We start from the raw sequence: 25,098 nt of genomic DNA on the forward strand, positions 1-25,098 counted from the left end.
CTATTGGGTCGCCTTGAACCCGGCTTCGAGCTTTGCCAGAACCGCGGCGGCGTCCGGAGTCTTCTTCGACACCACGATGTAGACGTCCAGGCTCTGGACCGGCGTCGCCTTCAGGTCGGCGAGCGTCTTCCCGCCCAGCGCCTGCTGCATCGGCAGCGAATATTGCAGCAGGGTCGGCGCCCGCCCGGCCTGGAGAAGCTGCAGCGCCTGGTCGGCGGTGCGCGCGTCGACCAGCTGCACCTTGTTGGCCGGGTCCTCCATCCAAGCGCGCCAGCCGCCATAAGAATAGCCGTTCAGCGCGATGACCGCCTTGCCCGACAGATCCTCCTTCGCCTTCACCGCCGGGGCTTCGCCGATGCCGTAGGCGTTCAGCTCGATCCGGGCGATCGGGGCGGCGCTGATCAGCGTGGTTCCGTCGAATTCCTTGACCGTGCGGATGCCCAGGAAAATGTTGAACTCGCCCTCCGCGATGCCGGAGAAGAGGCGGCGGGCCGGGGCTGATTCGGCGGTGTAGGCGACGCCGGCGGCCTTGGCCGCCTTGTCGAAGGCTTCGATCAGGCTGCCCTTCGCGGCCCCACCGTCGGTCTGGGTGTAAGGCGGGAATTCCACATAGCCGAGCTTGACGCCGTCCGCCCGCGCCGTGGCGATCCCCGGAGCGGCCATACCGGCAACGGCTCCGACCATGGCTCCGAACAGGCTGGCGAACACCCCGGCCCGCAGCGTCCGCCGGGCGCCTCCGGCAACATTCGCGATCATACGGCTTCCCCTTGCAGTGTCGTTGCATGCTTCCGGCGGACCAGAAGCCGCCATTTGCGAGCATTTTTTAGGAAACATACCTCTTTCCGAGACGCACCTCCACAAGGATAGGGCTGCAATATTGAAATCTGATGGCAGTCCTTAAACAATCCTGACCGGTTGCGGAAAGCTGGACGCCGGACATAAGCTGACCTCCGCTTTTCCCGCGCCGAGGCGTCCTCCCGTGAACTCCGTCTTCCTGCCAACCGCCTGCCCGCACGATTGCCCGAGCACCTGCGCCCTCGAAGTCGAACGGGTCGCGCCGGACCGCATCGGCAAGGTCCGTGGGGCCGCCGCCAACAGCTACACGGCGGGCGTCATCTGCGCGAAGGTCAGCCGCTACGCGGAACGCGTCCATTCCCCCGACCGGCTGAGGACGCCCCTGCGGCGCACCGGCCCCAAGGGGTCCGGCCAATGGGCGGAAATCGGCTGGGACGAGGCGCTGGACCGCATCGCCGACGCCTTCCTGGACGCCGAGCGGGTCCATGGCGCGGAAGCCGTCTGGCCCTACTTCTACGCCGGCACCATGGGGCTGGTGCAGCGCGGCGGCATCCAGCGGCTGCGCCACGCGAAGGGCTATTCCCGGCAGATCAGCACGGTCTGCGACACGCCGGCCAACATGGGCTGGCTGGCCGGCCACGGCGACATCCGCGGCGCCGACCCGCGCGAGATGGCCGACAGCGACCTGATCGTGAACTGGGGCGGCAACCCGGTGGCGACCCAGGTCAACGTGATGACCCACGTCAGCCGCGCCCGCAAGGGCCGCGGGGCGAAGCTGGTCACCATCGATCCCTACCGCACCGGCACGGCGGAGGTGTCGGACCTGCATCTGATGCTGCGTCCCGGCACCGACGGCGCGCTGGCCTGCGCGGTGATGCACGTCCTGTTCCGCGAGGGTCTGGCCGACCGCGCCTATCTCGACCGCTACGCCGCCGGGGCCGACCAGCTTGAGGCCCATCTCGCCACCCGCACACCCGAATGGGCGGCGGCGATCACCGGCCTGACGGTGGAGGAGATCGTCGGCTTCGCCCGCCTCTACGGCGCCACCAAGCGCAGCTATCTGCGGCTGGGCTACGGGCTGACGCGCGGCCACAACGGAGCGGCGCAGATGCACGCGGTGTCCTGCCTGCCGGTGGTCACCGGAGCCTGGGCGCACAAGGGCGGCGGTGCGCTCTACTGCTCGTCGGGCATCTACAGCATCGACCGCACCCTGTCGGAGGGGCTGGACCGGCTGGACAGCTCGGTGCGCGGCTTCGACCAGTCGCGCATCGGCGCGGTGCTGACCGGGGAGGACATCGCCAGCGGTCCTCCGATCACCGCCATGCTGATCCAAAACACCAACCCGGCGGCCATCTGCCCGGACAGCGCCCGCGTGCGCCGCGGCTTCCTGCGCGACGACCTGTTCGTGGCGGTGCATGAGCAGTTCATGACCGACACGGCGCAACTGGCCGACATCGTCATCCCCGCCACCACCTTCCTGGAGCACGACGACCTCTACCGCGGCGGCGGGCAGATGCACATCCTGATCGGCCGCAAGGTGATCGAACCGCAGTTCGAGGCGCGCGAGAACCACTGGGTGATTTCCGAGCTGGCGCGCCGCGTCGGCGCCGAGCATCCGGGCTTCGGCATGAGCGCACTGGAGATCATCGACTCCATGCTGAAGACCTCCGGCCTGACCGACGCCGCCACCCTGACGGAGCAGCGCTGGATCGACGCCCAGCCGGATTTCGAGACCTCGCATTTCCTGAACGGCTTCGCCTTCCCGGACGGGCGGTTCCGCTTCGCGCCGGATTGGGCGGCGCTCGGCCCCTACGGCGCCGGCCAGTTGCCGGAACTGCCGGACCACATGACGCCGGGCCGCCCGGCGGACGCGGAACATCCCTTCCGCCTCGTCACCGCCCCGGCGCGGCAGTTCCTGAACTCCAGCTTCACCGAGACGGTGACCGCCCAGCGCCGCGAAGGCCGTCCCACCGTCCTGATCCATCCGGAGGACGCGGCGGGGCTCGCCCTGGCCGAAGGCGACGCCGTGCGCCTCGGCAACGGGCTGGGCAGCGTCGTCGTCCACGCCAAGCCCTTCGCCGGGGTGCCGCGCGGGGTGGTCATCGTCGAGGGCATCTGGCCGAACAGCGCCTTCCTGGAGGGGATCGGGATCAACACCCTGACCTCGCCCGAGCCGATCCCGCCGGCAGGCGGTGCGGCCTTTCACGACACGGCGGTGTGGCTGCGCGCCGCCTGAGCCGGCTCCGGCATCCATCACCGGACATGATCCGTCCCATCTGAACAAATCGTTTTTCACGATGGCCGGACTGTCCTAGCCTCACTCCGCGGAACACCGAAAGCGGAGGGCGGCGCGATGCCGGTTCACACCACACTGACCCAGCGCCTGGGCCTGTCCCATCCCATCGTCCAGGCCCCGATGGCCGGGGGCGCCGACACGGCGGACCTCGTCGCCGCGGTGGGCGAGGCCGGCGGAGTCGGCTTCATCGGGGCGGCCTATCTGACCCCGGACCAGATCACGGAGCGGGCGCGGGCGATCCGCGCCCGGACCTCCCGCCCCTTCGGGATCAACCTGTTCGCTCCCCTGCCCGCACCCGACGCACCGGACGCGGGGAGGATGGACGCGGCGGTCGCCCGCATCACGCGCTACCACGCCGACCTCGGCCTGCCCGCCCCTGGCGCACCGGCTTCGGGGGCGGACGGCTTCGCCGCCCAACTGGCCGCGGTGCTGGACTGCGGGGCGTCGGCCTTCAGCTTCACCTTCGGCATTCCGCCCGCCGACGCGCTGGCCGCCATCAAGGCGCGGGGCATGCTCCTGCTGGGCACGGCGACGAGCGTCGAGGAGGCCATTGCGCTGGAACGGGCCGGCATGGACGCCGTGGTCGCCCAGGGTGCGGAGGCCGGAGGACACCGCGGCAGCTTCGCCACGGGCTCGGGAGAGGTGGACTTCGCCGCCGGACTGGTCGGCACCATGGCGCTGGTTCCGCAGGTGGTGGACGCGGTGACCCTGCCCGTTCTGGCCTCCGGCGGCATCATGGACGGGCGCGGCATCGCGGCGGCGCTGGCGCTGGGCGCCACCGGTGTGCAGATGGGCACCGCCTTCCTGACCTGCGCGGAGGCCGGCATCCCCGAGGCGCACAAGCGGGCGATCCTCGATGCCCGCGAGACGCAGACGCGGGTGACCCGCGCCTTCTCGGGCCGCCCGGCGCGCGGGATCGTGAACCGGGTCATGGAGGACATCCCGGACAGTGACGCCCTGCCCTTTCCTCTTCAGAACACACTGACCCGCCCGATGCGCACCGCCGCCGCTCAGCAGGGCCGGGCGGAATTCCTGTCGCTGTGGGCCGGACAAGGGGTCCGTCTGGCGCGGAGGCAGACGGCGGCGGAGCTTATGACGCGGCTGGTGGACGAAACCGACGCCGCGGTCCGACGCCTGACCGGCGGCGCCTGATGCATCGGAACTGATGGCTGGCGGTCAGCCCGCGACCGTGGCCTCGGCACAGACGCGGTTGCGCCCGCCGCGCTTGGCGGTGTAGAGCGCCTCGTCGGCGCGGCGCATCAGGGCCAGCAGATCCTCGCCGGGGCGGTATTCCGCCGCCCCGACCGACAGGGACACCGATCCGTAGTTGGCGTTGCGCGTCCGGTTGATGATCTGCCGCGATCCCACGGAGGCGCGGAGCTGCTCGGCCAGCTTGACGGCGTTGGCGAGGGCGGTGTGGGGCAGGATGACGCCGAACTCCTCCCCGCCATAGCGGGCGACGGTGTCGCGCCCTTTCACCCCTTCGGTCAGCACCTTGGCGACCAGTTTCAGCACATGGTCGCCGACGAGATGGCCGTGGGTGTCGTTGAAGCGCTTGAAATGGTCGATGTCCACCATCAGCAGGGTCATCGGCATTCCGGTCTGCACCGCCTCCTCCGCGGCGGAGGCCAGCGCCAGATCGAAGCCGCGCCGGTTCGCGATTCCGGTCAACCCGTCGGTCATCGCCTCCCGCCGCGCCGAATCCAGGACGACGCGCAGTTCGGCCAATTGCTGGCTGGATTCGAGAAGCTGGCTCTGCAGGCGGGTCTGGCGGTCCACGATGGCGGTGGTCTCCGCCGCAATGGCCGCCACCATGGCGCGCAGCTCGGCCAAGCTCATCGGCTGGTCCAGTTCCCCCCGGAAGCCGGCCAGCGCCTGCCCGTAGCGATCGGTTTCCGACCCCACGCTGCCCAACTGGTCGAGGATGCGTCCCAGGGCGACGCGCGCCCGCTCCGACGTCTCACGGATGGCTTGGGCCTCGGCGTCGAGCGTGAAGAAGCGCTTGTACAGCTCGTCGCAATGGCTTTGCGACAGCGTCGCGCCGTCGCGCTGGGCCAGTTCGATGGCTCGCGTCAGGTCCGGGTTCTGTCCGCCGAAGTAGGCGTACCAGAGGGTGAAGTTCTCCGGATTCGGCAAAAGCCCATGGACGGCGATCCGATCCATGGCGCGGCTCGCGAGAATCCGCGCCGTCTCGAAATCCTGGTCGCCCGCCATATCCGTTGCCTTTCCACTGCGCTTTGAAAAAGCTACCGCAGCGGGAAAGAGACGGGCAAGCAACTTTCCAAATGGGTCATTATATTACAATTGGGAAGCAAGTTACTTGCGAATTTCTCAATTGCATTGTCCCACGGATTTCTCGGCGCAGACCGTTGTGCCGTCGATCCAGGTGGCGCCCGACAGATCGGCGTGTCGCAAGTCCGCGCCGCCCAGCCGCGCCCCGGTGAAGTCGGCCTTCTGCAGCATGGCGTTCACCAGCTTCGCGTTGCGCAGGTCGGCTTCCTTCAAGGATGCTCCGGTCAAATCGGCGCGGGTGAAATCAGCCTCGATCAGGCGGGCGCCGTTCAGCTTCACCCCCGGCATGGTGGCGCTGAAGAATTTCGCGCGATAGCCGTCGGTCTCCGACAGGTCGGCGTCCTTCAGCGTGGCCCGCTGGAAGGTGGCGTCGCGCAGCATCGCCCCGGCCAGCTTCACAGACGACAGATCGCGCCCATCGAAATAGCAGCGGCGCCAGTTCACCTTCGGCTGCGCCGGGTCGGTGCATTCGGCCAATGCGGCGGAGGGGGCCAGGGCTGTGCCCAGGAAGGTGGCAAGTACCGCGAAGGCGGCGAAAATTGTCGTCTTCATGCGCCAACAGATAGTGTCGCGCGGGCCGAATAACAAAGGGTCCGGCGCAACAAATGACCGTCACGGGCGGCGACTTACCGTCACGCCCCCTTCGGCGTCCGCAACCCGACCGAACGCCCGGCCTGCGGCGGCACGGGAAGCGTCGCGTGCTCCGCCACGGTGCGGGCGAGCCGTTCCGCGGTGTCCGGAGCCAGCGGCACCGACCGGCGCTCCGCCAGATCCACATGGACCAGAACGAATTCCGCCGTGGCGGCGAGGAAACCGTCCTCCTCATGGCGCATTTCGTGGAACAGGTGCAACCGCTTGGCATCCGCGCCCAGGACCAGGGAAGTGAAGGTCAGCCCATCGCCCTCCGTCACTTCGCGGGCGTAGGTCAGGTGCGCCTCCACCGCGAACATGGACCGCCCCTCGCCCTCCGCGTAGGCCTTGCCGATCCCGAAATGGTCGAGCACGGCGTCGGTCGCGTGATCGAAGGCAAGCAGATAATAGGCCACGTTCATGTGGCCGTTGTAGTCGATCCACTCCGGGCGGACGGTTTCCCGGTGGAGGCGAAGCGGGGTGGGCGAATGGTTCATGCCCTCAAGGATAAGCGATGCCGCCGCGCTTTGGGAACCGGCTTGGGTGCCCGCCGGGCCGGTTCCGATCATCCTGGAGACGCCTCCCTCCCCTTGTGACACGGGAAAGGAGGCGATGGCCCGATTCAGGCGGCCTGCATCAGACGCGAAAACACATCTTCACACGCTGAAGTATTTTGCCCGCGGGTGGTGCAGGACGATGGCGGAGGTGCTCTGCTCCGGATGGAGCTGGTGCTCGTCGGACATCTCCACGCCGATCCGCCCGGCGTCGAGGAGCTTCAGAAGCTGCTCCTGGTCGGCGAGGTTCGGACAGGCCGGATAGCCGAAGCTGTAGCGGCTGCCGCGGTAGGCCTGCTGGAGCAGCTTCTCCTTGTCGCGGCTGTCCTCGGCGCCGTAGCCCAACTCGGCGCGGATGCGGGCGTGGACGTACTCCGCCATGGCCTCCGTCATCTCCACCGACAGGCCGTGCAGGTAGAGATAATCCTGGTAGCGGTTCTCGGCGAACCAGTCCCGCGCCACCTCGGCGCAATGCTGGCCCATTGTGACGATCTGCAGACCCAGCACGTCGCGCTCGCCGTCGTTCACGTCGCGCAGGAAGTCGGCGATGCACTCACCGTCCTCCTTGGCCTGACGCGGCAGGGTGAAGCGGGCGACCTCGCTGGTTCCGTCCTCGGCGAAGAGGATGACGTCGTCGCCGTCGGCCGCCGCCTTCCAATAGCCGTAGACCGCCTGGGGCCGCAGGATCTCCTCCTTCGCGGCGATCCGGAGGATGCGGTCGAGCACCGGGCGAAGCTCCTTCTTCGCCCACTCCTTGAACTCCTCGAAGGACTTGCCGTCCTTCCGGTAGCCCCACTGGAGCTGGTAGAGCATCCGCTCGTTCAGGTAGGTCACCAGCGTCTTCAGCGGCACATGCTCGATGACCTTCGGCCCCCAGAAGGGCGGCGTCGGCACCGGCACGCCCTCGGCCAGACGGGCACGGCGGGCGCGGGCGGCGTCCTTGTCCACCGGACCGACGGTGGCGCTGGTCGCCTGCCCGAGCACGCGGCGGCGGTTGACCGCCCGGCCCGCCCGCTTGGCCTGCTGGATGGCGAGCTGCTGGTCGAAGCTGCCGCCGACCACCTGATCCATCAGGGTCAGACCGTCGAAGGCATCGCCCGCGTAGGCCACGCGGCCCGAGCCGTAGGAGGCCACGCAGTCCGTCTCGACATAGGCGCGGGTCAGCGCGGCACCGCCGAGCAGGACGGGAACCTCCAGCCCCTCGCGGGTCATCTCCTCCAGGTTTTCGCGCATGACGACGGTGGACTTCACCAGCAGGCCGGACATGCCGACGGCGTCGGCCTTATGCTCCTTCGCCGCCTGGATGATCGCGCCGACCGGCTGCTTGATGCCGAGGTTGACGACCTTGTAGCCGTTGTTGGTCAGGATGATGTCGACGAGGTTCTTGCCGATGTCGTGGACGTCGCCCTTCACGGTGGCCAGCACCATGGTGCCCTTCTGCTGGCCGTCCAGCTTCTCCATGTGCGGCTCCAGCCACGCCACGGCGGCCTTCATGGTCTCCGCGGACTGCAGCACGAAGGGAAGCTGCATCTTGCCGGCGCCGAACAGCTCGCCCACCACCTTCATGCCGTCGAGCAGGTAGGTGTTGATGATCTCCAGCGGCGGGTGGGTCTTCATCGCCTCGGCGAGATCGTCCTCCAGACCGGTGCGGTCCCCGTCGACGATGCGCTCCTTCAGCCGCTCCTCGACCGTCTCGGCGCGGGCCTTCTTCTTGGCGTCGGCGGCCTTGCGGCCCTCGAACAGGGCAATGAAGGCCTGCAGCGGGTCGTACCCGTCCGCGCGGCGGTCGAAGATCAGATCCTCGGCGGTCTTGACCTCCGTCTCGGGGATCTGGTGCAGCGGCATGATCTTCGACACATGCACGATGGCGCCGGTCATGCCGCGCTTCACCGCATGGTCGAGGAAGACCGAGTTCAGGACGTGGCGCGCGGCCGCGTTCAGGCCGAAGGAGACGTTGGACAGGCCCAGGATGATCTGGCAGCCGGGCATCTCGCGGCTGATCGCCTCGATGCCCTCCAGCGTCCAGATCGCCAGCTTGCGGTCGTCCTCGTTGCCGGTGGCGATGGTGAAGGTCAGCGGGTCGAACAGCAGGTCGTGGGCCGGCAGGCCGAACTCGTTGACCGCGAGGTCATAGAGGCGCTTGGCGATGGCGAGCTTGCGGTCCGGCGTCTTCGCCATGCCCTCCTCGTCGATGGTCAGCGCGATCACCGCCGCGCCGAACTTCTTGGCGAGCGCGAGGCGCTTGCGGGCCGGCTCCTCGCCGTCCTCGAAGTTGATGGAGTTGATGATCGCCTTGCCGCCGTAGAGCGCCAGCGCCTTCTCCAGCACGATGTATTCGGTGGAGTCGATGACCAGGGGGGCGGTAACCGACCCGGCGAAGCGCTGCACGACCGCCTGCATCTCCGCCACCTCGTCGCGGCCGACGAAGGCGGTGCAGACGTCCAGCGTGTGCGAGCCTTCCTTCACCTGCTCGCGCGCCATCTCGACGCAGCCGTCCCAGTCGTTCTTCTCCTGAAGCTCGCGCCACTTCTTGGAGCCGTTGGCGTTGCAGCGCTCGCCGATGGCGAAGAAGGCGTTCTCCTGGCGCAGCGTGACCTGGGAGTAGAGCGAGGCGACCGCGGGCACCCAATGGACCGTGCGGCCCTTCGGGTTCGGGCGGTGCGACCCGGCCGGGGCCAGCTTGCGCAGCATCTGATTGGCCGCCGCGATGTGCGGGACGTTGGTGCCGCAGCAGCCGCCGACGAGGTTCACCCCGTCCTCGGTCACGAAGCGCTCCAGCCAATGGGCGAAGTCGTCGGCGCGCAGCGGGTAGTGCGTCTTGCCGTCGACCAGTTCCGGAAGGCCGGCGTTCGGCTGCACGGAGACGAGGCCCGGCCAGTTCTGGGTCAGCCACTTCACATGCTCGCTCATCTCCAGCGGGCCGGTGGCGCAGTTGAGGCCCATCAGCGGCACGTCCAGCGCCTGGATCACCGTGGCCGCCGCGGCGATGTCGGTGCCGACCAGCAGCGTGCCCGTGGTTTCCACCGTCACCTGGACGAAGACCGGCGTGTCGGACCCGGCTTCGGCGCGGGCGCGCTTGATGCCGTTGACGGCGGCCTTGATCTGCAGCGGGTCCTGGCAGGTCTCGACCAGGATGGCGTCGGCGCCGCCGGCGATCAGGCCGGCCGCCTGGACGAAGAAGCTGTCCTCAAGGTCCTGATAGGGGATGTGCCCCAGGCTGGGCAGCTTGGTGCCCGGCCCGACCGAGCCGATGACGAAGCGCGGCTGCCCGTCCGTGAAGGTCTCCGCCGCCTCGCGCGCCAGCTCGACCGCGCGCTGGTTGATCTCGAACGCCTTCTCGGAGATGCCGAACTCGCCCAGCGTCACCGGGGAGGCGCCGAAGGTGTCCGTCTCCACCATGTCCGCGCCGGCCTCGAAATAGCCGCGGTGGATCTCCCGCACGATGTCCGGGCGCGAGAGCGGCAGGATGTCGGTGCAGTTCTCGTGCCCCCAGTAGTCCTTCTCCACGTCGAGGTCGAGCGCCTGGATGCGGCTGCCGAACCCGCCGTCGCAGAGCAGGACGCGGTCGCGGAGAGTGTCGAGAATGTGCGGCATGGGAAGGGTCTGGTCCGTTTCGGAAGGAAGGTCGGGCGGAAAGGGTCAGGAGGTCGTCAGCGGTTCACTCAAGGCTATGGCGGTTCGCGGGCCACCAGTCGTGATCAAGCACCTGTTCCAGCGTGTAGGGGCAATCCTGTGGGACGGCGTCTTCGGACATTCCATCCCGGGCGAGACCAAGGACGGCCAGACGGCGGGCATCCCGGTGGGCACGCCCAAGGTCGATTTTCCTGCGCAGGCTGGGGCTGGCGTCGATCTCGTCCCAGGCGGCGATGCGGTGATTGACCACCAACTCCCGCCACCCCAGCCGAGGGTCGGAGGCCGGCGAATGTTCGAGCTTCAGAAGATGCTCGATCACCCGCTTCAAAGCGCTGCCAAGCGCCTTGGCATCCGAACGCCCCATGTCCTCAATCTCCTCCGCCACATGCTCCCAATCGATGGGCGTGTTCAGACGTTCGCGGGCGGCTTCGCGGAGAAGGCGGGCCTGCTCCTGGGTCCAGGCGTAGAAGTCATCGTCGTAGCCGATCCGGCTGTCCATGGCCCCTCCTCCGCGACCGCGATCATCCGCAACACCCTAGCACAGGGGGGCGGTCAGGACACCGCCGGCTGCTTCGCCTTGACGCCCAGCATCCGGCAGATGGCCACCGTCAGGTCCGAGCGGTTTAGCGTGTAGAAATGGAAGTCCTTGATGCCCTGGGCCTGGAGCGCCTGGCACTGCTCCGCGGCCATGGTCGCGGCGACGAGCTGGCGGGTCTCCGGATCGGAATCCAGCCCCTCGAAGGTCTCGGCGAAGCGCTTCGGCATCGCGGCGCCGCACTTGCCGGCGAACTCGACCGCTCGGGCGAAGTTGGTGATCGGTAGGATGCCAGGCACGATCGGCACGGTGATGCCAGCGGCGGCGCAGCGGTCGAGGAAGCGGAAATAGGCGTCGTTGTCGAAGAAGAACTGGGTGATCGCCCGGGTCGCCCCGGCGTCCACCTTGCGCTTCAGGTTGTCCAGGTCGAACTGAGCGCTCGGCGCCTCCGGATGGGACTCCGGATAGGCGGCGACGGAGATCTCGAAGTCGGCGACCTTCCTCATCCCCGCCACCAGATCGGCGGCGTAGGCGTAGCCGCCGGGATGCGGGACGTAGCGTCCGCCGACCCCACCCTCGGTCTCCGGCGGATCGCCGCGCAGGGCCACGAGATGGCGGATGCCGGCATCCCAATAGGTGCGGGCGATGGCGTCGATCTCCTCGCGCGTCGCACCCACGCAGGTGAAGTGGGCTGCGGCGGGGATGCCCGTCTCCTTCTGGATGCGCGTCACCGTGTTGTGCGTGCGCTCGCGCGTCGAGCCGCCGGCCCCGTAGGTCACCGAGACGAAGGACGGGCCGAGCGGGGCCAAGCGCTGGATCGCCTGCCACAGGCTCTGTTCCATCTTCTCCGTCTTGGGCGGGAAGAATTCGAAGCTGACCGACGGGATGCCGGACGTCATGACTGGGCTCCGCTGATGGAGAGGATGGAGGAATCGGCCGGGGATGCGCCCTTCGCGGCGCGCACCGCCGGCCAGATGGATACGGTAAGCGGTTCGCCCGGCAGATGCACCACGGCACCGCAGTCCAGACCGCATTGGCGGCACCAAGCGGCAACCTCGGCGTCGGAGAAGCCCAGCCGGCGGTGCGCATGCTCCGCCCGCAGGGATTCCAAGGCGTGGGGGGCGAAATCGACCACCAGCAGCAGGCCGCCGGGCCGGAGCACCCGGGCCGCCTCGGCCAGGAGATCAGCCGGCGCCTCCGCGAAATGCAGCACCTGATGGACGACCGCCGCGTCGAAGGACCCGGATGGGAAGGGAAGCTGGTACATGTCCGCCTGCCGCACGTGGCAATGGCGAAGCGCCGTATCCTCCAGCTTGGTGCGGGCGATGGACAGCATCTCGCGCGACTGGTCCACACCCACGGCGCGCCGGGCGCGCGGCCCCAGCACCTCCAGCATACGGCCCGTGCCGGTGCCGATGTCCAGAAGATCCCCCACGCCATCGCCGGGGATCAGCCGCAGCAGCGCCTCCTCCACATCGCGTTCCGGGACGTGGAGGGAGCGGATTTCATGCCAACGGGCGGCGTTCTCGCGGAAGTAGCTGGCCGCCGCCTCGGAGCGGGCGCGCTTGATCGCTTCCAGCCGCTCCAGGTCCAGCGTCAACGTCGGGTCGTCGGACGGGATCGCGCCGACCAACACCCGCGCCAGTTCCGCCGAGGCGCCGCGTTCCGTCAGCCGGTAGAAGGCGAAGGTGCCTTCCCGGAAGCGGTCCAGAAGACCGGCGTCGCACAGCAGCTTCAGATGGCGGGACACGCGCGGCTGGCTCTGCCCCAGGATCTGGGTCAACTCGGTCACCGTCAGCTCGCCATGCGCGCACAGCGCCAGCAGCCGAAGCCGCGTGGTTTCCGCCGCCGCCTTCAATGTCGCAAGCAGTTCGTCCATGACCGCCGGCACCGTCCCGAAACGCCCCGAAGGGCCGGCGGGCCACCGCGGCCCACCATGCGGGATACAGATATAAAGATATCTTTATGCAGCGTAAACACGTTTTCACCGATCACCCTTCCAATCGGACAGGGCCGGCTGATGGGATGCCCGGTTGGGGCGCGACGGGCGCGGCAATCCTACCACATACGGCGGTGTCCGTATGGTGACCTCGCGTGGCACGCTGGTCAAAAGGCGGCGCCTGTGTTAGGCACGGAACAAAGGGATCGCGCGGATTCTCCGGGCGATGTCCTGTCCGGCAGCGTCCGTTGCCGCCCGGCGAGGGATCGAACCCTTCGGACGTGGCGCGACGGGGCCGCGGAATCGGATGCCCCGCCCAAAGTCGTGTCCCCAGAAAGAGCCGTCGCCGATGAAGCTGGCCAACCTCTCCCGCTCCCTTCTTCGCTCGACCGCCGTGGCCGTCGTCGCCCTCGGCATGGCGGGCTGCGCGACCGCGCCCGGCAGCAGCGAAGCCGACGTCACGGTCAGCGACCCACTGGAGATTCCCAACCGATTCGTCTTCGCCGTCAACGAGACCGCGGACATTCTGCTGATCCGTCCAGCGACGGAAGTGTATGTGGGCGTCGTCCCCGATCCGCTGCGCCAAGCGGTGCACAACTTCGTCCAGAACCTGCTCGGCCCGCTCTATATCGCCAACAACCTGCTGCAGGGCAACTTCGAGGGTGCGCAGGTCGCCACCGGTCGGTTCATGACCAACACGATCCTCGGCCTCGGTGGCCTCGCCGATGTGGCGACGGAGGCCGGAATCGGCGACCGTCCGGAGGATTTCGGCCAGACGCTGGGCGTCTGGGGCGTCGGCCCCGGCCCTTACGTGGTGCTGCCGTTCCTCGGCCCGTCGAACGTCCGCGACACGCTGGGCTACGGCGTCGACACGCTGGCCGACCCGTTCCGCATCGGCACCAACGCCGCCGGGGCGGACAACGCGCTGTACGGGCGGACCGCCGCCGCGGGTCTGGACCGCCGCTCGCAGCTCCTGCGCGAGATCGACGATCTGCGCAAGAACTCGCTGGATTTCTACGCGACGGCCCGCAGCCTCTACGCGCAGCAGCGCCGCGCCGCGATCGCCAACGACATCGCGCCGGCGACGCCGGAATTCCCCGATTTCGACGAACCCGCCAAGAAATAAGGAGGAGGCCTGCCGCGGTGCGACCGTCCGCGCTCGATCCTTCAGCCGATTGAGTGTTGACAAAGCCTCCGCGGCAGCCACTTTTGCCTTGCCATGCTGACACGTCGCCTGTTTCTCGTGTGCGCGGCCCTGCTCGCGGTGAGCAGCTGGGCCGCCCGTCCCGCCGCCGCGCAATCGGCTGATCCGGGCGCGACCGCGTTCATCCAATCGCTGGGGAACGAGGCCGTCGCCACCTTCTCGAACAAGAGCCTGTCGCGCGAGCAAGCGGTCCAGCGCTTCCGCGGCCTGCTCTATCAGGGCTTCGACGTGGCCTACATCGGGCGCTGGGTGCTGGGCCGCTACTGGAACTCCGCCACGCCGCAGCAGCACGACGAATACCAGAAGCTGTTTGAACGGCTGATCGTCAACACCTACGCCGACCGCTTCGTCGAGTATTCCGGCGAGACTTTCCGCATCACCGGGTCGCGGGTGGAAGGCGAAGCGGACACCATGGTCACCACCCAGATCGTCCGCCCCAACGGCCCGCCGGTGAATGTGGACTGGCGCGTGCGCAAGCGCGACACCGCTTACAAGATCATCGACGTGGTGGTCGAGGGCGTCAGCATGGGGGTGACCCAGCGCCAGGAGTTCGCCTCCGTCATCGGCCAGAACGGCGGACGGGTCGAAGGGCTGCTCCAGGCGCTCCGCCAGAAGGTGGGCAGCGCCGGCTGATCCTTCACCGGCCTGAACGCCCGACGAAATAGGGCGATTTCACCTACGATCTCAAGGGCTGCCTTCGGGCGGCCCTTTTTCATGTCTGGATGTCCTTCGCTCCTGGTTTTCATGAAGGGCCAAACGGCGTTTCCGTGACGAACACCTCCGGAAGAGGTATGGTCGCGCCCGTAGCCTCTCTTGTGTGTTGCAGCAGCGGGCGCCCCATCCGATGGCTGACCGGACCCCGAACGAGATCGAAGAGATCAAGGCGATCATCCTCGCCCACCAGACGTGGCTGAAACGCCGCGGCGGGCGGCGGGCCGACCTCAGCTTCCGTGACCTTTCGGGCCTCAACCTCGATCGGGTGAACCTGAACGGGGCGAAGCTGGCCGGGGCCAATCTCGTCGGCACCCGCCTCGTCCGTGCCGACCTTTCGCAGGCGGACCTGTTCGGCGCCGATATGGAGGGGGCGAACCTGACCGCCTCGACCCTGATTGGGGCCGATCTGCGCGGCGCCAACCTCCACCGGGCCATCCTAACCGACGCCAACCTGCGCGGCGCCGACTTCCGCGCCGGGTCGCTGATGAGCGGAACGGACGACAAGCCGCGCAGCGACGGCGTCACCCGCTTGACCGAGGCGAAGATGGAGCGCTCCATCCTGGCCGGCGCGAACTTCACGGGCTGCGACCTCAGCGGCGCCGACCTGAACGACGCCGATCTGACGGGCGCCGACATGACCGCGGCCGTTCTGGTCGGCGCCGACTTCTGGGGCGCCACGCTGGACGGCGTGACCTTCGACGGCACGACCATCGACGAGGCGACGCTCGACCGCAACTACCTGCCCGCCTCCCTTCCTGAGCACGCCATCGTCAAGCCGGCGTACAAGCCGATGCCGTCTGGGGCGTTCCTGGAGGCCGTTGCCGAGCATGAGCGGTGGGTGAACAGCCAGGGGGCGGAGGGCCGCCATCTCGATCTCGACCTCGTGTCGGTGATCGGGGCCGACCTGACCGGCCGCGTGCTCGCCGCCGCGCGGCTGCGCCGCTGCCGCCTGATGGGCGTCCGGCTGCGCAAGGCCAGCCTGGAGATGGCCGACCTCTCCTACACGGAGATGATCGGGGCCGACCTGACGGAGGCCTGCCTGAACGGCACCAACCTGCGCCGCGCCGGGCTGTCCCGTGCCGTTCTGGCCCGTGCCGACGCCCGCCCCGCCCGCCTGTCCGGCGACCGCCCCTGGCCGGCGAACTTCGACGGCGCCAACCTGACCGGCGCCGACCTTCGCGACGCGCGGATGGAGGAGGCGGTGCTTCGTTCCGCCAAGTTGAGCGGGGCGAAGCTCGACGGCACGGGGATCACGGTGACGGTGGACACCGCGCCACCCCCGCCCCCGGCGCCGGAGGAGCGGCGGACGCAGAAGCGCTACGCACAGCCGCGCCTGATCGTCCAGACCGACCGCGGCGCCCATTCCTCCCGCAACTGGTCGATCGGGGGAGTCTGCCTCTACGCGCCGGACGATCTGTTCGAGGAGGGCGAGATGATCGAGGGCCGCCTGTCCATGGTCGGACGGGATGACATCATGGCTGTCGCGCGGATGGTGGTGGTGCAAAAGGGCGTGGGGAAAGGGCAGGTTTCCGTGCGCTTCCACCAATATGGCGACGATCTCAAGCAGCTTCTGAAGACCGCCTTCCTGGAGCATCAGAAGCTGGAAGGGTAACCGGAAGACGCCCCCTCCCCCGAGGCGGGAGAGGGGGACGCAGGAGCCGCTTAGGAGCGGACCAACGGCTTGTACTTGATGCGGTGCGGATTCACCGCATCCTCGCCCAGGCGGCGCTTCTTGTCGGCCTCGTAGGCTTCGAAGTTGCCCTCGAACCACTCCACATGGCTGTCGCCCTCGAAGGCCAGGATATGGGTGGCGAGGCGGTCGAGGAACCAGCGGTCGTGGCTGATGACCACGGCGCAGCCGGCAAAGCTCTCCAGCGCCTCTTCCAGGGCGCGCAGCGTGTCGACGTCCAGATCGTTGGTCGGTTCGTCGAGCAGCAGCACGTTGGCGCCGGACTTCAGCATCTTGGCGAGATGGACGCGGTTGCGCTCACCGCCGGAGAGCTGGCCGACCTTCTTCTGCTGGTCCGGACCGCGGAAGTTGAAGGACGAGACGTAGGCGCGGCTGGGCATCGACTTCTTGCCGAGGTCGATGATGTCCAGCCCGTCGGAGATCTCCTCCCACACGGTCTTGTTCGGGTTCAGCGAATCGCGGCTCTGGTCGACATAGCCCAGTTTCACCGTCTCGCCGACGCGGAAGGTGCCGGCGTCCGGCCCGTCCTGCTCGGTGATCATGCGGAACAGGGTGGTCTTGCCGGCGCCGTTCGGGCCGATCACGCCGACGATGCCGCCCGGCGGCAGGCGGAAGGACAGGCCGTCGATCAGCAGGCGGTCGCCGAAGCCCTTGTTGATGCTCTCGGCCTCGATGACGACGTTGCCCAGGCGCGGCGGCGTCGGGATGACGATGCGGGCCTCGCCCGTCGTCTCCTTGCCGCTCTCGGCCAGCAGCGTCTCGTAGGCGGAGATGCGGGCCTTGCTCTTGGCCTGACGGGCGCGCGGGGACTGCCGGATCCACTCCAGCTCGGTGGCGAGCTGCTTCTGGCGGGCCTCCTCGGCGCGGCCTTCCTGCTCCAGGCGCTTCTGCTTCTGCTCCAGCCAGGAGGAGTAGTTGCCCTCGTAGGGAATGCCCGACCCACGGTCGAGTTCGAGGATCCAGCCCGTCACGTTGTCGAGGAAGTAACGGTCGTGGGTGACCAGGACGACGGTGCCCTTGTAGTCCTCCAGGTGCTTCTGCAGCCACGCCACGGACTCGGCGTCGAGATGGTTGGTCGGCTCGTCGAGCAGAAGCAGGTCGGGCTTCTCCAGAAGCAGCTTGCACAGCGCGACGCGGCGGCGCTCACCGCCGGACAGCTTGGTCACGTCGGCGTCGCCCGGCGGGCAGCGCAGCGCGTCCATGGCGATCTCGACCGTACGGTCGATGTCCCAGGCGTCGGCGGCGTCGATCTTCTCCTGAAGCTCGGCCTGCTCGGCCAGCAGCGCGTCGAAGTCGGCGTCGGGATCGGCCATCGCCTCCGACACGGCGTTGAAGCGGTCCAGCAGGCCCTTGGTCTCGGCCAGGGCCTCCAGGACGTTCTCCTGCACCGTCTTCGTCGGGTCGAGTTGCGGCTCCTGCGACAGGTAGCCGACCTTGGCCCCCTGCGCGGCCCAGGCCTCGCCCGAATAGTCCTTGTCCAGACCGGCCATGATCTTCATCAGCGTCGACTTACCGGCGCCGTTGACGCCGAGGACGCCGATCTTCACGCCGGGCAGGAAGGACAGCCAGATGTTGTCCAGAACCTTCTTGCCGCCGGGGTAGACCTTGGACAGGCCCTTCATCACATAGACATATTGATAGGACGCCATGCGCCGCTCCGACCCTTCTGCACAAAAAGGAAAAATTCAGGACGCCATCCGCGGCGCCACTTCGCTCGTCCAGGGTTTTAGCGCATAAGGACGCGGCATGAAACGGCGAAGGAGGGAGGCCGGGTGGTCGAGATTTATGTGGATGCCGACGCCTGCCCAGTAAAGTCGGAAATTTACCGGGTGGCCGGGCGCAACGGGATCAAGGTCTGGATCGTCAGCAACGGCCCGCTCCGCCTGCCCAACGAATGCCTCTCGGAACTGGTCGTCGTCGGGTCGGAGTTCGACGCCGCCGACAATTGGATCGCCGAGCACGCGACCGAGGCCGACATTGTGGTCACCGCCGACATCCAACTGGCCGACCGCTGCGTCAAGAAGCGCGCCGTGGTGATCGGCCCGACCGGCCGCCCCTTCACCGACGACAGCATCGGCTCGGCCATCGCCACCCGCGCTCTGATGCAGGATCTGCGCGACATGGGCGTGGTCAGCGGCGGCAACAAGCCGATGAGCCAGCAGGACAAGTCGAAGTTCCTGCAGACGCTCGATCAGGCGGTGCAGGCGCTGAAGGCCGGGCGGCGGCCGAAATGGCGCTGAGCGGTTGCTTGGGCAGTGATCACTCCGGCAGCGCGCCGGCCTGACCGGCGGCAAAGGCCCGCGCCTGCCCGTGCGTGGCGATTCCCTGCCGGTCCAGCCGCGTCAGCAGCGCCGCCGCCAATTCCGCCTCCACCAGTGCGGGGGCGAAGGGACCCATGCGGCGGTCCGTGGCGATGCCGAAGGCGGCGGCCAGCCGGTCGAGGGATGCGCCCTCCAACGCCGGGTCGAGCGCCGCGGCGAGCCGCGCGAGGTCGAGCGCCGGCGGAGCCTCCGGCTCCGGCAGGCCGGCGTCCCGGCAGGCGCGGGCCAGCGTGCCGAGCGATGCATCCACGTCCACGCCCACCACGGCGCAGCCGCGCAGGGTGTCGGCGATCACCGGCCAGGCCGCGGCGAAGGGGCGCGCGCCCTCCACCATCGCCGTGGCTACGCCGTGGATCGCGGTGCCTTCTGCCGGGATGGGCGCGCCGGAATCGATGAACAGCTCCAGCGACAGGCTGCGGAAGACGCGCGGCCCGACCATCCGCACCGTGCCCACCGCGACGACTGGACCCTCCTCCGGACGCCCGGTGGCTGTGGCGACCCACAGGCTGACCATCGGCAGGGCCAGCAGCGGTTCCTCGTCGCCGAAATGGACGGGCCGGGCGTTCGGGCGCAGGACCAGACGCTCGCCGGACAGCAGCGGCTGCGCCTCCCCCACCTTCGCCGGGAAGACCAGGGCGATGCCCGATTGAAGCCCCAGATCCTTGACCCGCACCGGCACCTCGCCCCCCTGGGCGCGGCGCAGCAGGGCCGAAACCATTTGGCCGTCCTCGCGCGCCCGCTCGATGGCGCGGAACAACTCGGGGCGCGACAGGTGGTCGTAGATGTCGGCCCCCGCAGCCAGCCCGAGATGGGCGGAGGCCGCAGGGTTCAGCGTGTCGATCCGCCCGAAATCATCGAGCACCACCACCGGCTCCTCCAGCGCGGCGATCACGCCGGCCAGCCGCTCGCCCGGGCGGTGCTCCCCGTGACGGCCATGGCGCAAGGCCTCCGCCGCCGCCCGGGCGAGGTCGCCGGCCTCGTCCTCCTTGGCGTCGGCGGCGAGGGAGGCGGCGCTGCGCCCGCGCCACGCCGACAGGGCCTCGCGCAGCCGCCCCAGATCGCGGAAATGGCGGTTCAGCCGGGCGAAGGCCATCCACAGCGCCAGCACGCCGAGCCCGACCGCCCCCATGTCCAGCAACGAACGCTCGGGGTCGGCGACGGCCAGCCGCCCGATCTCCACCCCCAGGAAGGCGAGCGCCATGCCCGCCACCGCAATGCCCAGAACCGCCGAACGCCACGCCCCGCCCCGCATCGGGCCGCCTCCACACACCGTCAGGAAGTCGGGACTGTAGCGCCCCCGGGCGCAAGCGGAAAGGGAGCGGGCGGGTCAGCCCTCCCGCTCCTGCCCCGCTAATCGGCGGCGAAGCAGTAGAACAGCCCCGCGCCGCCCGTGCTCCTCAAGGCGTCCTGGCTGCAACCGCCCCGCGTCAGGTGCGAGCTGTTCCAGGATTTGGCCGAGGGATCGTCGCCGAGCCCCATGCGGTCGTGGTGACCGACCATGGCGGCGCCCTCCGTCCCGCTGCGGGTCCAGTTGCCGCAGGTCATGTCCTCCGCACCGCCGAAGGCCGTGCCGTCCGGCTGGCTGCCGGTCAGGATGTCGTGGGTGTTGGGGGTGTCGCCGCGGCCTTTGACCGGCTCGCCGGTTTCGGTGAGTCCAGTCTGCTTGGTCAGGCCATTGGTGGCGTGCAGGTCCTCCACGCTGCGGGCGATCACCTGCCCCTTGGCGTTCTGCCAGGGGCCGGCGCCGATGCGGTCGCGGGCGTTCACCGCGGGCCGGCCATCCGCTGCCTGGGTGGACAGATAGGCCTTCCAGTCGCGGTTCCCCGCCCCGACAGCCTGCGCCAATTGCCGGCAATGGCGGTCCGCACCCTCCAGCCCGCCCAGGTCGGCGCCCTTCCCCGATCCGACGCTGGTGACGAAGAAGCTCATGCCCGCGGAACCGCCGGACGTTTGCGCCGGTGCTTGTGCCGCCGTCAGCAGAACCGCCGCGGCAACCGCGACGCCGATTCCAGCCCCGATGATGGTGCGGACCATAGGTGCCCTCCCCTGCCTTGTTGTTCAGACGATGGTGGTTCGTGGACGCTGGGAGGGGCGGCTTTATTCCCGCATCCTTTCGGCGCATCGCCCAGTCGCATGGCCGATCCTTCTTTTTCCCCCTTCCGGTGCGGGGCGGAATCCTTATGGTCTCTGGCGGCCTCGCATGATGGCCCGCGCACAGGATTTAGTACGAATTTCGAACCATTTTATCCCCATAACGATAAAAAGGTTTACGCAACTCAAAATAACAATGAGAGAAAGAGCGAACGAACACACGCTCTCGTTATCACGCCTTTAAACATTCAAAGACTTATTCGGCCGTTGTTAATCGCTCATTAAGGCAAGTTCGGCAGATTTGATCTTGCGTTCTCCTTCACATTTTTTTAGGTCCGGCGATGGTGATGGTCTACCAGCCTTACGCGCTCCAGCATCGGCAGGAACGGCGGTCCGGGCGCAGGCTTGCGCTGGCGTTGATCGTCGCGCTCGGCCTTCCCCTGGCGGTGGGCGCCGGCTACACCATGGAGACGGTGCGCGGCTATGCGGTGCAAGCCCGCTTGGCGCAGGCGGTCGACGCGGCGGCTCTGGCCGGCGGACGGGTCATGTTTGACGACCAGCGCGACGGCCACATCCGCACCTTCTTCGACAACGCCTTTTCCAAGAGCTTCCTCGGCGCCCACGCCGCCGCGCTGAGGATTGAGGACGACACGAACAGCGGCGTGCTGACGGTGCATGGCCGGGCGACCGTGAAGGCGCTCTTCACCCGTGTCCTGGGCGGCAGCGATCTGGTCGTGGAAGCGCAATCGGTCGTCCGCCGCAACGTCCGCGCCCGCAAAGGGTCTTAAGCCCTTCGAACCGCAACCCTCGGCGCCGTCGGATGGACAACCACCACGGCGCTGCGCCTCTGCCCGAATTTTTTAAGGCATCGGGAAGGTTTGCGCTGATACCATGCGGGACCAGGACCTTCCACAACCCGTCACGTCCCCGTGTCCAGCATCCCGTCCCTTCCATCGCCATCCGGCACGCCGTCCCTGTCCGGGATGAGCCGCATCCGGCAGATGCTGGCCAGCGAGGCCATCGCGGTGCTGCCGATCCGGCGCGTGCCGGGGGACGAGGAGCGTCGGCGGTCCGAGGACGTCTCAACCACCGACGATGCGCTGAGAAGCGGAAAGCGGACGGAGCTTGACGGAGCGCAAGGCAACCGCGCCGGCCGTGCCGGTTCCTCCGCGAAATTTGCGCTGGACGATGCGGAGGGTGACGATGGCCCGGTGACCGGAGCATCGCCGCGGCTGAGCGCAACCCCCAACGCCGCGTTCATCGCGCAAAGCATTCATCAGGACGCGATGGGCAGCGGCCTGCACATCGAGCCCTGGTCCGCCGCCATCACCGCCTACCGCAAGGCCGACGCCGCGGCCTATGCGGCCGGTGCGTCGGCTGGAATGTCCGTCTAGGCGGCGGACCGCTTCCCATCGCTTAGGAAGCCATCGCTTAGGAGGAGGAGTCCTCGCCGTAGATCTGCTCCTGCTGGTAGGCGGTCAGGCCCACACGCTGGATCAGGTCGAGTTGGGTCTCCAGCCAGTCGATGTGCTCTTCGGTTTCCTCCAGGATCTCCCGGAAGATCTCGCGGCTCTGGAAGTCGCGCACCGCATCACAGTCGGCGATGGCCTCCAGCAGATTGCCGCGGTTGTGGCTCTCGATACCCAGGTCGGAGGTGAACATCTCCGGCAGATCCTCGCCGATCTTCAGCTTGTGCAGGTCCTGAAGGTTGGGAAGACCTTCCAGGAACAGGATACGCTCGATCAGCTTGTCGGCGTGCTTCATCTCGCCGATGGATTCCTCGTAGACCTTGTGCGCCAGACGGTGCAGGCCCCAGTTCTTCAACATGCGGGCGTGCAGGAAATACTGGTTGATGGCCGTCAGCTCGTTCGTCAGAATCGTGTTGAGGTGCCGGATAACCTTCGGATCACCTTTCATTTACCCCTCCGTCTTGATTGGCCGCGCGGCGTGGCGCACGGCGCGCTGTTCTTTTGCCCGACGACTGACGGGAAGTGTAAGCCAATACCGCTGGATGGCAATCGGCTTCCGGTTCGGCTGGCTTCAGGGCCGCTCGCTGCGAACCGCCTCGGCCAAGCGGCGCAGCCCCTCGTCCTCGGCCATCGCCTCCACCGGCACGCCCAGGCGGCGGCGCCAGTTGGGGTGCTGGTCCACGGTGCCCGGCAGGTTCGGTTGCTCCACCTCGCCCAGCGCGTCCTCGATCTGCACCATGGCGATGCGGCCCGGCGAGCGGGCGAGGTAGCGGTGGACCGCCTCCATCAGCTCGCGGGAGAAGGGTTGCGAGCCCTCGTTGTTCGGGTAGCTGGCCGGACGAAGCCCTTCGCGCTCCAGCGCCTGGAGCATCCACCAGCGGTCCACGCCGCGGTCCCAGGCGTCCTTGTTCCTCGCGGCCTCGTCGGGATAGAGGTCCAGCCGGGCGCGCCAGTCGAGGTCCCGGTTGGTCCAGAAGCCCTTGAAGGTGGCAAGGTCGTGGGTGGTCACCGTGACCATGGCCCCGGCGGGATACTCCTGCGGCGCCTTGAACCCGCCGTCGGCGCTGCGCTCGAAATAGAGCACGCGGTAGCTGAGGATGCCGGCCCGCTCCAGCGCCGGGCGGAAGCCCTCCGGCACGGTGCCGAGATCCTCGCCGATGACGATGCAGCGGTTGCGCCGGCTTTCCAGCGCGATGATCCGCAGCAGGTCCTCGAACGGGTACTCGACATAGGCGCCGTCGCTGCCGTCCGCCGGGATCCAGAACAGGTGCTGCAGGGCCATCACATGGTCGATGCGCAGCGCCCCGGCGTGGCGCATGTTGGCGCGCAGCATGGCGATGAAGCTGCCGTAAGCCGATTCGCGCAGGCCCACCGGCGACAGCGGGGCGAGGCCCCAGTTCTGCCCCTTCATGTTGAACTGGTCCGGCGGCGCGCCGACGTTGGCCCCCTGCACCAGGATGTCCGACTCGCCCCAGGCCGCCGCGCCGCCGGGATGCGCCGCCACGGCGAGGTCGCGGTAGAAGCCGATGGGCAGCCCGGCCCGCCGCCCGCGCTCCGCCGCCGTGCCCAGCTGACGGTCGGCCTCCCATTGCAGATACTCGAAGAACGCCACCCGCTCGGCCTGCTCGGCGGCGAAGGCCTGGACCTCCGGACTGTCCGGAATCTGGAACGCCGGCGGCCAGGTCCGCCACATCCACTGGGACGGGTCGCGGCGGTAGAAATGCTCGTGCAGCGCCTCGAACACGGCGTGGCGGCGCAGCGGCTCGCCCATCTCGCGCCGGAACGCCTCGAAATCCTGCCGCCGCGTGTCGCTCTCGCCGAGCGCGCGGAAGGTGGCGTGCAGCGCCTCCAGAACCGGCATCTTCAGGGCGGAGACGGCGGGATAGTCCACCAGCTCCGTCGCCCGCACGGCGGCCAGCCGCTGCCGGAACTCCTCCGACGCGATCAGAGCCTGCGCCTGCGGCGTGGCCGCCAGTTCCGGCACCCGCTCCACGTCGATGTAGAGGATGTTGAGGAAGGTCCGGCTGCTCGGCGAATAGGGGCCGATGTGGTTGGGGTCGGCCGGGAACAGCGCGTGCAGCGGATTCAGCCCGACCAGCCCGGCCCCGAGCCCCGCCGCCGTCTCGGCGAAGCGCCCGAGATCGTCGAAGTCGCCGATGCCCCAGTCGTCGCCGCTCGTCAGCGCGTAGAGCTGCAGTCCGATGCCCCAGGTGCGTCCGCCGGGCACCACATCCTCCACCGTCAGGCAGCGCTGCGGCGTGACGATCAGCACCGTGCCACCCTCCAGCGCCCCGCCCACGCCCTGGGGCCGGATCACCACCGACAAACGGTGATAGCCGAGCGGCAAGGTCGGCGGCAGGCGGGTCGAGACGGTGCGCCGCTCGTAGGCCACACCGTCGAGCACCCGCTGCTCGGCCAGCGGCAGGTTGCCGACGCGCAGCGAGGCGCGGTGGGCGAGCCCGCCCTCCTCGGTCAACGTCCAGGTCAGTTCGGCGTCCTCCAGCCCGGCCGGAACGGCCAGGGCGAGGCTGAGCGGCGCGCCCTCGTCGATCACCAGGACGGGGGGCAGCATGCGCCGCCACGCCCGGTCCTCCACCGCGTGCAGGCTCGCCGCCAGTTCCTCGCCACTGCCGGCGGGATAGCCCATGGCGGCGGACAAAGCCCGCTTCGTCGCGTCGGAGGTCTCGCGCCGGTTGCCCCAGATGTCATGGTAGAAGGGCTCGATGCCAAGCCGTTCGGCAAGCCGGTCGAGATCGCTCATTCAGGGGTCCCCGCGGTTATCGGTCGTGGCGTCTTGGTGGCGTCATTCTGGCCGCAACGGCCTGCGCGCGAGCATTGCGCGTCGGGCCGATTCCGTCCAGCCCCGAACATTCGAATTTTCATATTGACCGCAACGCTTTCGCGCGCGGCGACGGGGCAAGGGTGACAACGCGCC

The 25,098-nt window shown here is 68.5% G+C and carries 21 protein-coding genes; 8 read left to right on the top strand and 13 right to left on the bottom strand.

Annotated features, from left to right (window positions below; translation table 11 throughout):
• Window positions 1-756 (bottom strand): type 2 periplasmic-binding domain-containing protein, encoded by a 756-nt coding sequence (locus tag H0B54_RS04520; RefSeq protein ID WP_094302284.1) that lies wholly within the window; start codon window positions 754-756, stop codon window positions 1-3.
• Between the two features lie 223 nt (window positions 757-979).
• Here H0B54_RS04520 and H0B54_RS04525 point away from each other — a divergent pair, with 223 nt between their 5' ends.
• Entirely contained in the window at window positions 980-3,031 is a 2,052-nt protein-coding gene (locus tag H0B54_RS04525; protein ID WP_188259393.1) for a molybdopterin-dependent oxidoreductase, read from the top strand.
• A gap of 117 nt (window positions 3,032-3,148) precedes the next feature.
• On the top strand, window positions 3,149-4,243 hold the full coding sequence (locus H0B54_RS04530) for an NAD(P)H-dependent flavin oxidoreductase (protein WP_188259394.1): 1,095 nt from the start codon (window positions 3,149-3,151) through the stop codon (window positions 4,241-4,243).
• 24 nt (window positions 4,244-4,267) lie between these two features.
• On the opposite strand, the gene H0B54_RS04535 is transcribed toward H0B54_RS04530, so the two are convergent.
• From H0B54_RS04535 to H0B54_RS04565, 7 genes are all read right to left on the bottom strand, one after another.
• On the bottom strand, window positions 4,268-5,305 hold the full coding sequence (locus H0B54_RS04535; RefSeq protein ID WP_188259395.1) for a GGDEF domain-containing protein: 1,038 nt from the start codon (window positions 5,303-5,305) through the stop codon (window positions 4,268-4,270).
• Between the two features lie 117 nt (window positions 5,306-5,422).
• Window positions 5,423-5,935, bottom strand: a complete 513-nt coding sequence (locus H0B54_RS04540; protein ID WP_094302288.1) for a pentapeptide repeat-containing protein — start codon at window positions 5,933-5,935, stop codon at window positions 5,423-5,425.
• Between the two features lie 80 nt (window positions 5,936-6,015).
• Window positions 6,016-6,510, bottom strand: a complete 495-nt coding sequence (locus tag H0B54_RS04545; RefSeq protein WP_188259396.1) for a thioesterase family protein — start codon at window positions 6,508-6,510, stop codon at window positions 6,016-6,018.
• A gap of 159 nt (window positions 6,511-6,669) precedes the next feature.
• A complete protein-coding gene (gene metH, locus H0B54_RS04550) occupies window positions 6,670-10,161 on the bottom strand; it encodes a methionine synthase (protein ID WP_188259397.1) in 3,492 nt (1,163 codons plus the stop codon).
• A gap of 64 nt (window positions 10,162-10,225) precedes the next feature.
• The gene (locus tag H0B54_RS04555) at window positions 10,226-10,699 is read right to left on the bottom strand and encodes a DUF29 domain-containing protein (protein ID WP_188259398.1); all 474 of its coding nucleotides are present in this window, start codon (window positions 10,697-10,699) and stop codon (window positions 10,226-10,228) included.
• A gap of 53 nt (window positions 10,700-10,752) precedes the next feature.
• Window positions 10,753-11,634, bottom strand: coding sequence for a methylenetetrahydrofolate reductase [NAD(P)H] (gene metF, locus H0B54_RS04560; protein WP_094302291.1), 882 nt, complete (start codon window positions 11,632-11,634; stop codon window positions 10,753-10,755).
• Window positions 11,631-12,614: an ArsR/SmtB family transcription factor gene (locus H0B54_RS04565; RefSeq protein ID WP_094302292.1), complete on the bottom strand. Its 984-nt coding sequence runs from the start codon at window positions 12,612-12,614 to the stop codon at window positions 11,631-11,633. The genes metF and H0B54_RS04565 overlap by 4 nt, the downstream gene beginning before the upstream one ends.
• Window positions 12,615-13,023: 409 nt before the next feature.
• Between H0B54_RS04565 and H0B54_RS04570 the strand changes: the two genes are divergently transcribed.
• The 3 genes from H0B54_RS04570 (at window position 13,024) to H0B54_RS04580 (ending at window position 16,204) form a co-directional block, all read left to right on the top strand.
• A complete protein-coding gene (locus H0B54_RS04570; protein ID WP_188259399.1) occupies window positions 13,024-13,800 on the top strand; it encodes an MlaA family lipoprotein in 777 nt (258 codons plus the stop codon).
• A 138-nt stretch (window positions 13,801-13,938) separates the two neighbouring features.
• A complete protein-coding gene (locus H0B54_RS04575) occupies window positions 13,939-14,511 on the top strand; it encodes an MlaC/ttg2D family ABC transporter substrate-binding protein (RefSeq protein ID WP_343068892.1) in 573 nt (190 codons plus the stop codon).
• A 211-nt stretch (window positions 14,512-14,722) separates the two neighbouring features.
• Window positions 14,723-16,204, top strand: a complete 1,482-nt coding sequence (locus H0B54_RS04580) for a pentapeptide repeat-containing protein (protein WP_188259400.1) — start codon at window positions 14,723-14,725, stop codon at window positions 16,202-16,204.
• 50 nt (window positions 16,205-16,254) lie between these two features.
• Here the strand turns inward: H0B54_RS04580 and ettA are convergent, their stop codons facing one another.
• Window positions 16,255-17,931 carry an energy-dependent translational throttle protein EttA gene (ettA, locus tag H0B54_RS04585; RefSeq protein ID WP_094302294.1) on the bottom strand — a complete coding sequence of 559 codons (1,677 nt, stop codon included), beginning with the start codon at window positions 17,929-17,931 and terminating at the stop codon, window positions 16,255-16,257.
• 123 nt (window positions 17,932-18,054) lie between these two features.
• Between ettA and H0B54_RS04590 the strand changes: the two genes are divergently transcribed.
• A complete protein-coding gene (locus tag H0B54_RS04590; protein WP_035674278.1) occupies window positions 18,055-18,522 on the top strand; it encodes a YaiI/YqxD family protein in 468 nt (155 codons plus the stop codon).
• 19 nt (window positions 18,523-18,541) lie between these two features.
• Here H0B54_RS04590 and H0B54_RS04595 read toward each other — a convergent pair whose 3' ends face one another.
• Entirely contained in the window at window positions 18,542-19,855 is a 1,314-nt protein-coding gene (locus H0B54_RS04595) for an exonuclease domain-containing protein (RefSeq protein ID WP_246472319.1), read from the bottom strand.
• Window positions 19,856-19,953: 98 nt separating this feature from the next.
• A complete protein-coding gene (locus H0B54_RS04600; protein WP_188259401.1) occupies window positions 19,954-20,637 on the bottom strand; it encodes a hypothetical protein in 684 nt (227 codons plus the stop codon).
• Between the two features lie 404 nt (window positions 20,638-21,041).
• Here H0B54_RS04600 and H0B54_RS04605 point away from each other — a divergent pair, with 404 nt between their 5' ends.
• Together H0B54_RS04605 and H0B54_RS04610 are read left to right on the top strand one after the other, a co-directional pair.
• A complete protein-coding gene (locus tag H0B54_RS04605; RefSeq protein WP_246472320.1) occupies window positions 21,042-21,482 on the top strand; it encodes a hypothetical protein in 441 nt (146 codons plus the stop codon).
• A gap of 141 nt (window positions 21,483-21,623) precedes the next feature.
• Window positions 21,624-22,088 carry a hypothetical protein gene (locus tag H0B54_RS04610; protein ID WP_343068893.1) on the top strand — a complete coding sequence of 155 codons (465 nt, stop codon included), beginning with the start codon at window positions 21,624-21,626 and terminating at the stop codon, window positions 22,086-22,088.
• A 37-nt stretch (window positions 22,089-22,125) separates the two neighbouring features.
• Here H0B54_RS04610 and bfr read toward each other — a convergent pair whose 3' ends face one another.
• Together bfr and malQ are read right to left on the bottom strand one after the other, a co-directional pair.
• Entirely contained in the window at window positions 22,126-22,611 is a 486-nt protein-coding gene (gene bfr / locus H0B54_RS04615; RefSeq protein WP_094302299.1) for a bacterioferritin, read from the bottom strand.
• Window positions 22,612-22,734: 123 nt separating this feature from the next.
• Complete coding sequence (gene malQ / locus H0B54_RS04620; RefSeq protein ID WP_188259402.1) at window positions 22,735-24,924, bottom strand: 4-alpha-glucanotransferase; 2,190 nt, start codon at window positions 24,922-24,924, stop codon at window positions 22,735-22,737.
• Window positions 24,925-25,098 lie beyond the last annotated feature (174 nt).

It is taken from the genome of Azospirillum tabaci, assembly GCF_014596085.1.
Taxonomy (GTDB): Bacteria; Pseudomonadota; Alphaproteobacteria; order Azospirillales; family Azospirillaceae; genus Azospirillum; species Azospirillum tabaci.

Excerpts from the sequence above, each read along its gene's own strand:
- H0B54_RS04520 (WP_094302284.1), bottom strand. The coding sequence starts at position 756 with ATGATCGCGAATGTTGCCGGAGGCGCCCGGCGGACGCTGCGGGCCGGG.
- H0B54_RS04530 (WP_188259394.1), top strand. The coding sequence starts at position 3,149 with ATGCCGGTTCACACCACACTGACCCAGCGCCTGGGCCTGTCCCATCCC.
- H0B54_RS04535 (WP_188259395.1), bottom strand. The coding sequence starts at position 5,305 with ATGGCGGGCGACCAGGATTTCGAGACGGCGCGGATTCTCGCGAGCCGC.
- H0B54_RS04540 (WP_094302288.1), bottom strand. The coding sequence starts at position 5,935 with ATGAAGACGACAATTTTCGCCGCCTTCGCGGTACTTGCCACCTTCCTG.
- H0B54_RS04545 (WP_188259396.1), bottom strand. The coding sequence starts at position 6,510 with ATGAACCATTCGCCCACCCCGCTTCGCCTCCACCGGGAAACCGTCCGC.
- metH (WP_188259397.1), bottom strand. The coding sequence starts at position 10,161 with ATGCCGCACATTCTCGACACTCTCCGCGACCGCGTCCTGCTCTGCGAC.
- H0B54_RS04555 (WP_188259398.1), bottom strand. The coding sequence starts at position 10,699 with ATGGACAGCCGGATCGGCTACGACGATGACTTCTACGCCTGGACCCAG.
- metF (WP_094302291.1), bottom strand. The coding sequence starts at position 11,634 with ATGACGTCCGGCATCCCGTCGGTCAGCTTCGAATTCTTCCCGCCCAAG.
- H0B54_RS04565 (WP_094302292.1), bottom strand. The coding sequence starts at position 12,614 with ATGGACGAACTGCTTGCGACATTGAAGGCGGCGGCGGAAACCACGCGG.
- H0B54_RS04570 (WP_188259399.1), top strand. The coding sequence starts at position 13,024 with ATGAAGCTGGCCAACCTCTCCCGCTCCCTTCTTCGCTCGACCGCCGTG.
- H0B54_RS04580 (WP_188259400.1), top strand. The coding sequence starts at position 14,723 with ATGGCTGACCGGACCCCGAACGAGATCGAAGAGATCAAGGCGATCATC.
- ettA (WP_094302294.1), bottom strand. The coding sequence starts at position 17,931 with ATGGCGTCCTATCAATATGTCTATGTGATGAAGGGCCTGTCCAAGGTC.
- H0B54_RS04595 (WP_246472319.1), bottom strand. The coding sequence starts at position 19,855 with ATGCGGGGCGGGGCGTGGCGTTCGGCGGTTCTGGGCATTGCGGTGGCG.
- H0B54_RS04600 (WP_188259401.1), bottom strand. The coding sequence starts at position 20,637 with ATGGTCCGCACCATCATCGGGGCTGGAATCGGCGTCGCGGTTGCCGCG.
- H0B54_RS04605 (WP_246472320.1), top strand. The coding sequence starts at position 21,042 with ATGGTCTACCAGCCTTACGCGCTCCAGCATCGGCAGGAACGGCGGTCC.
- bfr (WP_094302299.1), bottom strand. The coding sequence starts at position 22,611 with ATGAAAGGTGATCCGAAGGTTATCCGGCACCTCAACACGATTCTGACG.
- malQ (WP_188259402.1), bottom strand. The coding sequence starts at position 24,924 with ATGAGCGATCTCGACCGGCTTGCCGAACGGCTTGGCATCGAGCCCTTC.